Annotated in this window: 13 protein-coding genes; 6 read left to right on the top strand and 7 right to left on the bottom strand. The window is 46.1% G+C overall.

Features of this window, described 5'->3' with window-relative positions; translation table 11 throughout:
* Positions 1-493 precede the first annotated feature (493 nt).
* On the bottom strand, positions 494-2,428 hold the full coding sequence (locus QUB37_RS21640) for a serine/threonine-protein kinase (protein WP_333165943.1): 1,935 nt from the start codon (positions 2,426-2,428) through the stop codon (positions 494-496).
* Positions 2,429-2,620: 192 nt separating this feature from the next.
* On the opposite strand from QUB37_RS21640, the gene QUB37_RS21635 reads away from it, so the two are divergent.
* From QUB37_RS21635 to QUB37_RS21625, 3 genes are all read left to right on the top strand, one after another.
* Positions 2,621-2,803, top strand: coding sequence for a hypothetical protein (locus QUB37_RS21635; RefSeq protein ID WP_333165941.1), 183 nt, complete (start codon positions 2,621-2,623; stop codon positions 2,801-2,803).
* A gap of 127 nt (positions 2,804-2,930) precedes the next feature.
* Positions 2,931-3,413 (top strand): 2Fe-2S iron-sulfur cluster-binding protein, encoded by a 483-nt coding sequence (locus QUB37_RS21630; RefSeq protein ID WP_006635922.1) that lies wholly within the window; start codon positions 2,931-2,933, stop codon positions 3,411-3,413.
* Positions 3,414-3,451: 38 nt separating this feature from the next.
* Positions 3,452-3,922: a phycobilisome protein gene (locus QUB37_RS21625; protein ID WP_333165937.1), complete on the top strand. Its 471-nt coding sequence runs from the start codon at positions 3,452-3,454 to the stop codon at positions 3,920-3,922.
* A gap of 17 nt (positions 3,923-3,939) precedes the next feature.
* Here the strand turns inward: QUB37_RS21625 and QUB37_RS21620 are convergent, their stop codons facing one another.
* The 5 genes from QUB37_RS21620 to QUB37_RS21600 form a co-directional block, all read right to left on the bottom strand.
* Positions 3,940-5,106, bottom strand: a complete 1,167-nt coding sequence (locus QUB37_RS21620) for a pentapeptide repeat-containing protein (protein ID WP_333165934.1) — start codon at positions 5,104-5,106, stop codon at positions 3,940-3,942.
* Between the two features lie 239 nt (positions 5,107-5,345).
* Positions 5,346-6,008, bottom strand: a complete 663-nt coding sequence (locus tag QUB37_RS21615) for a V4R domain-containing protein (RefSeq protein ID WP_333165931.1) — start codon at positions 6,006-6,008, stop codon at positions 5,346-5,348.
* 43 nt (positions 6,009-6,051) lie between these two features.
* Complete coding sequence (locus tag QUB37_RS21610; RefSeq protein WP_333165928.1) at positions 6,052-6,522, bottom strand: phycobilisome protein; 471 nt, start codon at positions 6,520-6,522, stop codon at positions 6,052-6,054.
* Between the two features lie 170 nt (positions 6,523-6,692).
* Complete coding sequence (locus tag QUB37_RS21605; RefSeq protein ID WP_333165925.1) at positions 6,693-6,959, bottom strand: hypothetical protein; 267 nt, start codon at positions 6,957-6,959, stop codon at positions 6,693-6,695.
* A 94-nt stretch (positions 6,960-7,053) separates the two neighbouring features.
* Positions 7,054-7,755 (bottom strand): V4R domain-containing protein, encoded by a 702-nt coding sequence (locus QUB37_RS21600; RefSeq protein WP_242722140.1) that lies wholly within the window; start codon positions 7,753-7,755, stop codon positions 7,054-7,056.
* Between the two features lie 283 nt (positions 7,756-8,038).
* Here QUB37_RS21600 and QUB37_RS21595 point away from each other — a divergent pair, with 283 nt between their 5' ends.
* From QUB37_RS21595 to QUB37_RS21585, 3 genes are all read left to right on the top strand, one after another.
* Positions 8,039-9,874: a caspase family protein gene (locus tag QUB37_RS21595; RefSeq protein ID WP_333165921.1), complete on the top strand. Its 1,836-nt coding sequence runs from the start codon at positions 8,039-8,041 to the stop codon at positions 9,872-9,874.
* 1,479 nt (positions 9,875-11,353) lie between these two features.
* Positions 11,354-11,578, top strand: a complete 225-nt coding sequence (locus QUB37_RS21590) for a hypothetical protein (RefSeq protein WP_333042394.1) — start codon at positions 11,354-11,356, stop codon at positions 11,576-11,578.
* Between the two features lie 759 nt (positions 11,579-12,337).
* Positions 12,338-12,589, top strand: a complete 252-nt coding sequence (locus QUB37_RS21585; protein WP_242725377.1) for a TIGR02450 family Trp-rich protein — start codon at positions 12,338-12,340, stop codon at positions 12,587-12,589.
* 231 nt (positions 12,590-12,820) lie between these two features.
* Here QUB37_RS21585 and QUB37_RS21580 read toward each other — a convergent pair whose 3' ends face one another.
* Positions 12,821-13,933, bottom strand: coding sequence for a M24 family metallopeptidase (locus QUB37_RS21580; protein ID WP_333165918.1), 1,113 nt, complete (start codon positions 13,931-13,933; stop codon positions 12,821-12,823).
* Positions 13,934-14,006 lie beyond the last annotated feature (73 nt).

Below are 14,006 nucleotides of genomic sequence, written 5' to 3'. Positions count from 1 at the left end.
AATATTTTTGACTTTTTTTTAAAGGTATACACACCAAGGCTTTCGACACTTATTGTCGGCTCCGGTATCCTCTGCCTCACTCCTCTTTTAACTAAGGGGTCTTTTTTTTGACGAAAATACGACTTTGGGGCAGACTATCTCCCCCGCATGAGTAGAAGGACTCAGTGGTTCAACATAATGGGGCTTACTTAGAGTAGAGGTAAGGCAAAGTTAGAGTGTGAGGTGTGAGGCTGCATCATGGGGTTAGGATGACCGAAGCAGGCTGGTGCATGAGTCATATATATATATTTAAGTGGTGTTTGCATTTCTTGGACTTTAGTGAGGGAGGTTGAGGTCTCAGATTGAGCCGATCGCCCTTAACAATTCCTCTGATTCAAAATCCAGAAGTTGACACGACACCGTACTCTAACCCAGATCAAACTCCGAAAAATCGATCGCCCGCAAATACACTATCCTGAATTACGCCCCCAAACTCCTTCAGTTACCCCAGCTATCAGCCCTTGATGATCGAGCGCGAGTTGGTCTCTTCAACATCTACATCTAAAAAGTGCAACTGACTCTCTTCCTCAGTATTGACAGCAATCACCAAACCTCTATCCCCCCAAGGAGCGATCGCCCGGGGTGAGGCAGGACTGCTAAAATTCCCTACTTGAATCCCTTGACTGTTTAACACTTCTATCTGCCCCCCAAAATCGGCCAATACCCATCCCCAATTAGCCACACAAGCAGACACGGGCAAACTTTCAAGGGGAATTCGCGCTACCTTGAGCGGCCACAATTTCATCAACAGCACCGCCGCTTTACCACCTTGGGGAATTCCCAGCAAAGTATAAGGCTCAGGTGTCAATAGGATCTGTCCGACGCTGGCAGACAACCGCACAGAACCCACCGGCGTGCCGCGGCGAGTGTAAACTCTAAAAATAGTTTGGGGATTTTTTGGTTCGTTGTCCGGCCAAATTGCTAAGACGTGTCGCCGATCCAAAAAAATTAATTCTGGTAAATAGTGTTCTGGTAAAGGCACAGTAGCGATCAGCTTCAGGGCTTTTTCCCGATCGCCCGCAGTGCTGTTTCCCGCTAAAGAATAAAAACGCAGTTCGCCAGGAACCGCTACTGTCAACCAGTTACCGTGAGAGTCAATAGCAGCTTTTAAAGCATCTGGGCCTTGCCTAAAACCCATATCCAGCAGGCACTGAGGTTCCCAAGAGCGATCGTTGAGCCAGTAAAGTTTTTGCGGAGTGAGAACGCAGCAGCCGTGGGAAACAGGTAAAATGCCCCGCACGATTTCCGGCATTAATGAAATAGAAGTAGATATTTCTCCTGTAACTAGCTGTTTTCCCGGCTGAGACCAAACCTTTACCTCTGTACCTACAGCAGCATAGAGATATGTTTCAGTGGCAATTAAAGCGGTCAACGGTGCTGGAAGTATCAGTGGCTTGGGGTGCGAAAGCGCATAGCGGACAGTCCCAAGTAAATTAATCGCCGACAGTGATGCTTTTTCCTCTTCAACTTCTAGCAAAGACTCAGTTTCCGACTTCAGACTTTTATCACCACTTGTGGGATTTTCCCAAGGAATAATGCAGTCGCCCAATTGCCTAACAGCGGGGTCATACATGATCAGTCGCAGAGCTTGGGCCATTTGGGAAGCACTGGCAAAACGGCGGGCTGGCAGCTTTTCTAAAGATTTTTTAACTATTGCTTGCAAAGGTTCGGGGATGGCGTCGGGAAATTGCAAGCGTTGATTAAGGTGCGCCCACCTCAAGTCTCCGGGGGTTCCCCCGAAAGGGCGGTAGCCCATTAGCAATTCAAACAGCAGAATTCCTACTGCATATATATCTGACATCGGAGAAAAAAGACCGTAAAACCGCTCAGGGGCCATGTAAGCGGGGGAACCTACGGTAGCGTCGGGAGAAAGTTCTTGGTGGAGGCGAGTGGTACCAATTTCTGGCAGCCGACGCGCGATGCCAAAGTCAGACAGTCGGGGCGACCAACCTTTTGCCCCTAAAGTGAGGAGGATATTTTCGGGTTTGATGTCGCAGTGAACTACGCCTCGCCGGTGGGCGTAGTCTAAGCCTGCTAAAACTTCCATGACTAGCTGCAAACCTTCAAGCAGACGCAAGGGGCGCTCTTGTTTGAGCAGGTTGCGGAGGGTTCCTCCCTCGCAGTAGTCCATAACCAAGTACCTCCCTGTAGCTGTGTGTTCTAGAGCTCGGCAGGTAACAATGTTCGGGTGCTGCAAGGTGATCAGAAACCACAGTTCTCGCAAGAATTCGCTAGTTGGGGCTTTTTGATGACTAAGTTCTTTGAGAGCAACCAGTTGGCTGGTGAGGCGGGAGTCCTGGGCGGGAGCTTCTCGAACGCTGGCACAAAAGACTCGACCAAATTGTCCTTGTCCGACTAGCCCTAAAATACGGTACTTAGAATGTTGCATCGGTCTAATTATAGAAAAAGCTTGAGCTAGTATTAAAATATGTAAATAATTCTGACAAAAATTCAAATTTTTGAATCCCTCGCCAGGTACAGCCTATGTTATCTCAGGTTCATTCTCAGCCTCTTTGAGAGCGATCGCACAATCGCACCTACTAAAATCCTGTAGCTTCGGAATCACTATCAATCTTGCCGGATGCCGCTACCTGATCGGAAACTACCTGTGGCTGCTATTTTAGTCGATCGCGACTATTACAGTTTTTTCAATGCCATCGAGAAAGTATCTAAGGTTTTAGCTTTTCAAGGCGAAGCTGAGGAATCGGGGCGAGGGAACAGCGATATGACCAAAACAGAAGTGCGGTTATGTCATAGGGGTTAGAGAGCCAGAAGCCGATGCTGTCGTCAAGGCATCTTAACCTTTTTGAGTATTAGCCAATTTTTTTTGCGCTTTGAATAAGTTGATCGTAACTTGCTAAATACTGAAGTTGACAGGAGCAAACATCAATATGGTTAAAATTATTAAACTAGATCCAATTGCGGAGGAAATAGCAGTCGAAACCCGATCAAATATTTTGTCTGCCTTACTTTCCAAAGACTTAGACGTTCTCAAGGAATGCGGGGGGCGGGGAATGTGCGCTACCTGCCATGTTTACATTAAAGAAGGCATGGAAGGCTTGTCGGACATGAACCGCCGCGAGAGAAGGACGTTGGAAGTCATTACTACGGCTAAAGCCAATTCGCGACTTGCTTGTCAGGCTCAAATTATGGGCGAGGGTGTGGTTGTACAGTTGCCTGCGGGGATGTACATTAATGCTATTGAAAATGTCGAAGCTCTGATCGGCCGCCGGGCCCAGCAAGATTTATTACACCCAATTACGGGTCAAGTAGTTGTAGAATCAGGAAAGTTAATTACTCGTTCTATCGTGACACAGCTTAATGAAACCCGCTTTCAAGTAGGACAGTATTTAGTTCGCACTAAAGAAGCTTAAAACTGATATGTTTGTATTTTAGTAGTAGAGAAAAATCTATGTTGAGCCAACTTGCGCGTTTGAGCATGGAAGCAGACGGACGCTACGCCAGTGCAGAAGAACTCCAATTTTTGAAAGACTACTTTCAGTCTTTGAATCACCGGATGAGTGCTTATAAAAAACTTCAAGCCTCTGAAACAGAAATTATGCGGCAGGTGGAAGCACAAATGCTGTCTCTAGACCCTGGTTTATTTCGGCGGGGGGCTAACGATATGACTGAAAAGTGCCGTGGAGATATTGTGCGGGTGTTGAGGCATTCGGCGGCAGCACTGTTGATTAATGATACGGAACGATTGCGCGATCGACTACTACTTTGGTTGCAAACTATTTTAGGGGCTGTTCAAGTTAGAAATAGTGCGACCGTGACCTACGATGTGATGAAAAAGGTCCTCAAACAATATCTCACGGTGGAAGAAAGGAACCTATTTTTTCCGATTCTGGACATCAACCGTACTTTACTCGGTAAATAATCAAGGGAGTTGACAAGTTAACGCCGATAAACTGTGCCGTTAGGAAGAGTGGCTCCAATCAACTTCGCTCCCGTCAAGTCCGCCTCAGTGAGAATGGCTCCCCGCAGGTTGGCTCCTGTCAAGTCAGCTTTCTGCAAGTTGGCTTTACTCAGGTTAGCTTTGGTCAAGTTAATTTCATGCAGGCAAGAATTAGAAAGGTCAGCATTGATCAGGTAGGCTATACTCAAGTTGGCTTTGCTGAGGTTTGCCCCGCTCAAGTTAGCTTCCATCAGATAAGCACCGCTCAAGTTGGCTTCATTCAACAATGCCTCTGCCATATTAATTCCAGTTAAAAGTTTGCGACTCAAGTCTACACCGCCCAGATCTGCCCCGCTGAGGTTAATACCGCTTAAGTGGCTGCCATTCAAAGTAATGTTTCTCAGATAGGTTTTGCTGAGGTCTGCTTTGCACAAATTGGCTCTATCCAAACAAGCTTCGCTAAGGTCTGATCCGATCAAGCAGGCGCCGTTTAAATAGGCTTGAGTGAGGTTAGCTCGCCTGAGATTAGCTTTCAACAGGTTGGCTTTGCTGAGGTTAGCACGAGTTAAGTTGGCTCCGGCTAGGTTGGCTTTGGATAATTCGGCTCCGGTGAGCTGTGCTTCGGTCAAGTCTGCCTCTTTCAGACTCGCTAGACTTAAGTAAGCATCTTTGAAGTTTGCGCCGTTGAGATTGGCTTTAATCAGATAGGCTTTACTGAGGTTGGCCTCAGTGAGAACGGCTTTGGTGAGGTTAGCGGCGCTCATATCTGCACCTATGAGATTAGCATTGGGAAGAATTGCTCCGGTCAGGTTTGCCCAATTCAGGTGAGCTCCGGCTAGGTTGGCGCCGGTGAAATTGGCACCGATGAGATTTGCGCCGCTCAGACTGGCTGCCATGAGGTTGGCGCCGGTGAGATTGGCGCCGCTGAGGTCAGCTTTGCTGAGATTGGCTCGGCTCAGATGGGCTTTGGTGAGGTCGGCCCCGCTGAGGTTCGCACCGATTAAGTAGGGTCGTTGCTGGTGTTGGTTGAGGTTTGCCAAAATTAGAGTTGGGGCATCGCTGGAACGGTATAAATCGATCGGACTCAACACAATGCCGCGCAGATTTGCCAGTCTAAAATCTCTTTCGCCGGCTGCATATCGAGTTAGAAGTTCATTGGCGTCCATTAAGTTCTAGCAAAATGTTTGAGGTTTTGATTGCTTTTAAATTTTATGAATTTCTAAAGTAAGTTATGAATTTTCTAGCCGCTAGCTATAATCAGGTTTTATTTGAATTACTAAAACCTGATTTTTCAACTCAGAAGCTTTTTTATAATTTAACTCACGGTTTTGATGATACGGTGGATAATATGGGTGCAAAACAATCGATTTGACAGCTATTAACAAACTAATAGCTGTCAAAAAATTCAGTTTTTTTGGAAAAGTTGACTGAGAATATCTTCATGGTCTTTTCCTTCTTCGACCATAGAATCGGCAGGTTGGAGGCGATCGCGCAGCCCTAAAATAAAGCGGTTGCAGTCCGAACCCAATGATTCGCAAGATGTTTGCAGGCAGTGAAGTTCTCGACCCGTAAGCTGACTAAAGAACGAACTTAAAATACCTGCTTCTAAAAAACAGGCTGGTCGCTTAGACTTGGGAGCTGTTTTAGCAAAAAGAGAGTTAGCAATTTTTACTATTAAAAATCCATGTTCGGAATAGGTAGGATCAAGCTCAAATGTTCCCCATCCATGAGTTTTCCAACACTGTTGCAAGGACTGAAGAAATTCTACCATTTCCATTTCAGAAACTGGCTGGCCGTAGTATTCGCTGACTTCTTCGCAAAAACGCACGTAGAAGTTTTTACCCCACCAGCGACCGCAGTTGAAAAGCACGAGGCGGGAAGCTTGACCTGTTTCTTGTTCTAAGCCGATATAAATAGCTTGAATCAGTGTTTCTGGGAGTGCTAAGAGCCGATCACCCCGGCGGTTTTCGAGGAGGCCGAGTTCGAGGTCGCCTCGGACGTAGGCATCGCTGGCAAAGTAGTTTCCAGGGAGTCGAGGCTGTTTGAGTAAGTCGGCAATATTAATCATCGGGAATTGGGAATTGGGAATTGGAAATTGGGAATAAAGCTGATTATTTATTACCTTGGTCAATAATAATTGACTGCGCTTGGTCGAAAAATGGTTGCAATATAGCCCGGGCTTGCTCGGAAAGCAATTCTTTTATACGAGTTTGCAGCAGATTGCAAACAGTTGCTTCGATCTTTTGAGTTTGGTGGGCTTCGACTATGCCGGAAAGCCAGTCTACAAGGCGCTGTTCGAGAAAATTTTGATCGTTTAGCAGCATAGCCATAGCGCAGTACCGCAAGACTAACACCCAATGTTTGAGCGATCGTTCTAAGGTTTCTTGTTTTTCGTCGGGGAAAGTTTCTTGTAGCTTGTTGGCTACTGGTTGGAAGATGCTTGCTTCCTTCTCTCGCAAAAATTCGTAAATTTTTAAGCGCTGGACAAGGGTTACAGCTTGACGCTTAAAAGCTATGAGCTCTTCGCCTTTTAAAAAGCGGTTTTCTGCCTGATCCAGCAGCGCCTCAATCTCAGGGTGCATGATTTTAATTAAGTGGTAATCGGTAATTGATAAAAGGAAGGAAGTTCGGCAACGAGCAGTGTACGGGATTTAACGGATTTAACTAATTGATTTTGAGGAATGAGGAAAGAGAGGTGAGGGAACATGGATTAAGGATTGCCCTATCTTTCATTTTCCATTCCCTACACAGATTAAAACAGGTCGAATAGGTCATCAATGGTGACTTCTGCTTGTTCAGAAATAGAAATTACTGGCAAGGGTGGTGGTAGGGGTAGGGCACCTACTTCCGGAATTCCTTCCCAAGAGATAGCTTGAAAAAAGCCTGCTACTGGCTGGGTTAAACTCAGAAGTTGACCGGGGGTCGAGCCATTCGGGGTTTCTAAAGATTTTCCCAGCCAATTATAGTGACCAAAGAATTCTTGGACAGATTGGTCCAACCATGAAGTTTGACTTTTCATCTTTCTTCCTGCCTGGAGAAATCCACCATTGCACTTTTGAGCGCGAAATTGGTGGGAGGAAAGGCAGGGCAGGGGATGTGCCTTTCCAGGTTGTTTACCGCAATATTTCACCGTGTTGCAGTCGATTTTGAATATCGCGGGCGTTGGCACCTTCGTTGAGCCAGAATGCTGCTGCATCAATTTTATCTGGGTTGCCAAGCAGGAACTTGCAATAGGTTTCTCCCATTGAGTAACATTGGAGTTCTATGCAGCTCAGAGGCTTTTTGACTAAAGAGCCGAAGAAACCGGCGAACAAACCGGCGTATAGGTGACAAACCGGTTTGCCTACGTCGCCCAAAGTGCGAGCAACTGCTGAGTCAAAGAGGTTGATGAAGATGCAGCCGTGTTTGCGATCGCTCATGTCCACTTCCCAGCGACCCCAACCTTGAGCCGTGAAAGGCCACCACCAAGTTTCTAGCAGAAACATGAGATTTGACTGGCGAATGTTCTGGCTGTATTCGGCACTAAACCATTTTTGAAAAAATTCGGAATCTTGGAGTCCCCACTGGCAACCAATAGTATACATGATGACAGAGGACGCGGGGCCGACTTCTTCTTCGAGCCCCTCCACCAAACCGATAATGAAGTCTTCGCTGGTAAAAATGTTGCGCGACTGATTCCAGTCGTCAATTGTACCCATCTGGCGATCGAAGGCAAAAAAATCCTGAAACCTGTAGTGGCTGTGAGTTTTAGGATGCTTTTGCTTCAGTAGCGATTCGCTGTGGGGGGAGATTTCTTTTTTGGCGGTAGAGACCATTGGCGGGTTATTCCTTTTTGGTGTAGTTTGGTGAAAATTAGAGTCAAATAGACTGGCCTGTGTATCCAATTTAACTTTATTTTTCTAAAGGCAGGCACAGGGGATAATTTTTTTACTGCCATATAAAAATTAAATATTCTAGGATGCTAAATTTGGGGGCTTTTTGGGAGTTCTGCCTTCGGACAACTGCTCTCTGAGTGCGGGCAAAAGTAGGTATAACCTTAAACGGGTATGTGTTATCGTTTTGTGCAAGCTGTCCACTATATATATAGGGCATATGGGGATGAAAAATCACGCTTGTATTGCAATAGGCATCAATCAATATCAGTTACTCCAGCCTTTGAGTTATGCCCAAGAGGATGCAGAGGCCCTGTACGGTTTTTTGACTGAGGAGGCGGGTTTTGCGCCGGATGGATGTCTGCTGATGACCGATAGCTCGCCGTCGCTGTGGGGTCAATCTACATATCCAAATCGGGAAAATATTCTGAGATTGACCCAAAGCCTATGCGCGGAACATGTGCAACAGGGAGATTTACTCTGGTGTTTTTTTAGCGGCTACGGTGTCAGTTATGAAGGTAAGGATTATTTGATGCCGGTTGACGGCAATCCGGCTGACATTCAGGGTACGGGGATTCCGGTAGAGTTGCTGTTGAATACTCTGAAAAACGCTCCTACGGAAACGGTATTGGTGCTGGTTGATATGAATCGCAGCCAGATTGTGAAAGCGGGGGAAACGATCGGCTCTCAAACGGCCGAGCTGGCCCGGCAACTGGAAATTCCGACGGTGCTTTCTTGCCGCCCGAATCAAGTTTCGCGGGAAACTTCAGCTCTGCGTCAGGGATTTTTTACGACGGCGCTTTTGGAGGGGCTACGATCGGGACAGTGCATGACCATTAAGGGTTTAGACCGTTTTTTGAGCGATCGACTGCCGGAGCTGTGTGACCACCATTTGCGTCCGAAACAAGAACCTTTGATGGTGGTGAATCCTCCAGGAAAGGCTAATTTGGTGATTTTGCCCGATGCTTCAGGGATACCAACTGCTGCGTTGGCCGGACGCAACGGCAATATGAACGTTGCTACGGCTGATGGGTTCGATCGCCCGCAAATGGCGACGGCTACCGCTCGAATGGATCTGCCTCCGGCAGTTCGCAACGCTCAGGATTCGCCGGTTGAGATGCCGCCTGTGCTGCAGCCGAAGGCCGTGGTCCCTGCTAATGGGGGGGGCGATCGACCGAACTTGCAAAAGCCGGAGGATGAGCATAACGGGGGGTCGGATAAGTCATTTTTGCAGCAGCTAGTTTTATGGAGTTCAGCTACGGCTTTGGTGCTACTGTTGGGTGTTTTTGTGACGAACAAATCAATTTTTGTTGGTCAGCAAGAAGGAGATCCTCGATCGCCTGCTAAAAATGCCGAAAACTCTGGATCTCAAAAATTTACTGGTACTGGGGGGTCACAGAACCAACCGCGGGCGGTGCAAGCGGGGACTGGAACCAAGCAGCCACCATCCAGCCAGCAGGTGTGGGCTGAGGCGAAAACTTTCCTCAAAGATGGTTCGGCTTCTAGTTTTAATAGAGCGGTGGTTAAGGCTCGAACGATTCCGGCTAGCGATCCGCTCTACCCGCAGGCTCAGCAGGATATTGAGCGCTGGAGTTTAACGATTTTGGATATAGCTAACGGGCGGGCTGCTCGGGGCGATTTCCAGGGGGCGATCGGGGCGGCTAAATTGATGCCTGATGTCAATAAGCCTGTGTACAATCAGTCGAAACAGGCGATCGCTCAGTGGGAGGAGCTATCCAAAGACCAGGATGTAAATGCTGCTTTGCTATCGGCTGCTAAGGGTCAAATTAAGCGGGGGGTTGCCTCTTCTTACAGTAAAGGCATCCAGCAAGCTAATAAAATTGAACCCGGTCAGCCGAAGTATGAAGAAGCTCAACAGTTAATTGGAGAGTGGAGCGAAAGTATTCTCAAAATTGCTCAGTTGCGCGGCTCTCAAGGAAAGCTGAAAGAGGCAGTTGAAGCTGCTTCGCTGGTGCCGTCGGGTACTAAGAGTTATCAGCCGGCTCAGAAGGAGATCGCCAATTGGAAAACTAAGCTCCAACGCCAGCAGAAAAAAGGTTGATTTAGTTGATAATTTCTCGGTTTCCCACCGGGAAATTATCTTAGCGACTGGCTGAAGTAGGCCGATACCTCTTGATGCTGCAAAAAGAGATCTACACATCGATAATTTAAAACCAATAATTTTATTCCCCATTTCCCCTCCCCAGCTTCTGCGCGAGGGGATTTTCTATGCTGCCTAGCCGGTTCGTTTTTGTAGAGTGAAAGATATCGTATGGGCTGGTTAATTGGAGCTGCATAATAGTGGAATGATTTGGATTTTTTTTTGATGGGCCCATGAGCCCGAAGGCGTGTATTTTCAAAGCAGGCGGGACGCCTAACCCCTACTCATTACAATAATCTTAAATTGTGCAACGCCGATTAATTAATATCTTTAATTCACGTCCAGAGTTCCCTAAACCGACGCATCCAACGTCAAAAAAGATTTTTTTTAACAATAAAAATGACTGTAAATATATATTGGTTGATGAGGAAAGAGTTTTAAATTACTTAATTTTGATGGATGGTCAAAAAAGTTAATTTATGTATTTTATCACCTAGGGTATTAGCTTAATTTAGAGTTAATTTTAACTTTAGTGACAGAAAATAGGGCTATATCAAATTGCTATCTAAGGAGAATAGCTAAGGCAAAATCGCCTTAAAAAATCGGGATGCAGAGTTACTTTTTTTTATGTCTCTTTGTGGGCTATTAGGAGCGATCGACTGATGGAAGACTGTTTAAACTTGTGCTGTTTTTAAATTCTTAGCAGTGACAGATATGTTATGAATTATACAAAATGAGCCGTTACTGGCAATTCTCGCGGACGAGCGATCGCCCCTAATGAATTCAGGAAACAGATTCAGCGCCACACAGGACAAAATATCTGGATTCACAAGCTGCGAGTCTTCGTTGACCCGGAGATCACAAAGCTGCCTTAATTAACACAAATAGGGGCTTTGCAAGAAAATTCAAAAAATTTTTCCTTGGCAAATAAGAATAAAAATTTGCTCGCTTATTGTAGCCCCGGTAACAACACGTATGCCTGAAGTTATAGTCCACAGCCAAGTCTACGGGACAATCTAAATCAATAGGGTGATGTGGCAGTGTCCGGGTGTTAAGAAGGGCGATCGAAGAGGAATGTTCACCGAGCGATCGCTTCCCAATCGGGGAGTGTAAAACCTAGGAAGGCAAGGAATTGGAGACAATCCTGAACTTTTTGAGTTCAGGAAAGTAGCGTTAGCACTAAACTCTGCCGTATTGTAGAAAGCGAGCCAAATTTGTAACAGTTCTTAACTATAAATAATTCTGCCAAAACTGCTAGCATAGTGACACTTTTGCTAGCAAAAACAGATAAAGTAAATAAAGTTGGCTAGCTCTAGACGCCCCGATCCCCATCCAGGGGATGTTGAATCAATTTGATTCATACCAAGTGGTTTTAGAGTTACAATCGGAAGCAAAGCATCGCTATTTAACTGAGTTCTTTACTTACTTTTAGTTTCAGCTATGAACGTGGATTTTATCAAAGCCCAAGTCAGGTTGCTACAGGGTGCAAGTTCATCGGAGCGAGAAACCCTTATGAAAAACATCGGCGTCTGTGCTGGCGTGATCCGACCAGGAGAGTACGTGACTCCGCAACGGAAGCACGCCATCACTCTCTGGCTGCAAACAAATGCGGTTCGCCTCCGGCTTCCCCAACTTCCTCTGGACTTATCGGGCCAAAAGCCTTAACAGGGAAGTAATCAAGACGTAGCGACAGAATCAAAGAAATTAGTCAATCTTACCTAAAAGTGCGTTTTTATTGAGCTGTACAGGATCAATGAAACACGATTAAGATTGAAAAAATGTTTGTAGGGAAAGTTGGGCTCGAAAACACGCCTGTGGACAAGAAGCGGCCGACCGCTTTGGTAGAAGCAGGAAGTGAACGTCAAACCTGCTCTAAAAGTAGATTTGAGTAAGTTTCACAGAAGGGATTATTCTGCACAACTATAACCTGGGTTATTTGCTTTTAGATTTGAGATTCACGATTTAGCTGGTACTGGATAAATTTGCTATTTGTGGATCGCCTGAAAAATTATCCTATTCAATAGGTATAACTAATTACAGGGGCAGTCATTGAACTGCCCTTACTTTTGAACCCCGATGCGAAATTGCTGCAAGTTACAATAAACGCATCTACTTTTAGATAGAGTTTAGGTCAACTCTCATGTAAGCAGCAGCGGCTCTATATTATCTGGTATGTTCGAGAGAAGGGGAGAGGGGGAGAGGATTTGACGAGCTTTAATAGGGAATTAATATCATCAAACAGAACGAGTTATAGCAACCCTTGCGGGAGTCGTACAAAGATGTAGGGATAGTGCCTTTATTTGCCTACCCCTGCCTCATGGGGACAACCACGGGGGGTTTGCCCCCACAAGAATTACACAAAGGATTTAGGATGGCTATATTACAATTCACTGGCTTTCTAATATATCTTTCCACAAAAATACTGTGAGCAAAAAACAAAAATTTCCTTATTTAGTTGGTTCCCGATGGACTTCACACCAAAAAACTTGGGGGTGGCGACACTTTCAAGTGGTCAACCGAAAAAACGAAGGTAAATGGGTATTTGCAGAAATGGTGGCGGCTTGCGATCCAAATGTGCGTTTTTGGCTGAACGCCGCACAGCTCAAAGACCGATCGCTCTGGCAAGCTGGATGGCAGTCTACGCAAGAATTAGAGGAATTAGAAACTGCAGACTAAAAGACAGGGCTGTGGGGTAGAGTGAGGGGAAGTTCCGCCGCCTGCTGCTATCGTTCCGCTCCAAACCAATACGGAGTGAGACTTTCCCGGTTTTGAAAAATATTTCACCAAGAAATTGGTGGGAAAAATCATAAGTATGTAACAAAACATTAAGTACGGCGATCCGAACTCAATTTAATGCGTTTTGTAGGGTAGTGTACTTTTTTTCTTTAAAGCGATAAGTTAAATTGACTAAGGTCGATCGTCCCATATTTCCAGTGGCACAGGGCGCAACCTTCCCGCTACTTCTACACTCGGCCAATTCGGATCAAAAGTCAAATTTTCCAACGTTCCATCGCTGTGAATTACAAACGTATCCTCAATTTTTGCTCCCGACAAACTCGGATTCCAAGCCACAGCCATATTTTCTGCCAAAATATCTGAAGTAGCTGGATTCGCCACAACTTCCCGCGCCAAATATCCAGTAGTTCCGCCTTGATGGTGTTCCCGAATTGCTTGAGGATATCCGTGCTGTTCGTAAGTAGTTTTCAGCGTATCATAAACCGCATTCAGCGTTACTCCCGGCCGGCAAAAATTTAGCGCCGCGGCTTCAATTTCTCTGACTTGTCGGTGCAACTCTGAATGCTTTTCCCCAAGAAAGTCAAAACTGACAAATCTGGTTAAATTTGCATACAAACCCCATCCCCTAGCGCAAAATACTAACATTGCTTGCCGCCCAATTTCTTCGGCGGTAGCTGTGGCGTGGCGGTACAGCGGCAAACGCCTTTCTCCAGCAACTAATGTCAGGGCTGGATGCAAACCTCTCGCCCACAAAGCCTCTGCACCGGCTCCCGCTAGCTGATACTCTGTCCATGTTGGTTTTGCTGCGGAAAGTACCTCTGTCATCGCTTCGCTGGCTAAACGCCCGACTCGCCGGTATCGCTCTAATTCGCTTGACATCATTGTCTGTTTGCGGGATTGCAAAGATCCGATTATTGGCTTTTCTTGGGAAGTTGGCCGATCGCTCATCACGTTACCGCCACCAGTAATTTCTTTGACAAAAGCTTCGCGCTGTGCAACATCAGCCCAAGGATAGATGTGCATTTTAAAGTTGGCTGGCAATTCCTCGTCCTGCAAGCGTTGAGCTTCGATTTCATCGGTGAGAACCCAAGCGTTTTCGGCAGTAATTAATATTTCTGCAACTCCGGTTTCTGCGGTTAGCAATACTGTATGGGAACCGCCGGCGGTGGCCCAGGCAAACCAGTCTGTACCGCGCAAGCGAAGGGATCTCGCTTTTGTTTCGGTTAAGGCTTTGCGGATGAATTCGAGTTTGCTTTCAACTTCTGGGTTTAATGAGTTTATCATATATGAAAGAAGGAAGATGGAAGAAGGAAGATGGAAGATGGAAGATGGAAGATGGAAGATGGAAGATGGAAGA

Source organism: Microcoleus sp. AT3-A2 (assembly GCF_036705685.1).
Taxonomy (GTDB): Bacteria; Cyanobacteriota; Cyanobacteriia; order Cyanobacteriales; family Microcoleaceae; genus Microcoleus.
This window is presented reverse-complemented; position numbering and strand designations above follow the sequence as displayed.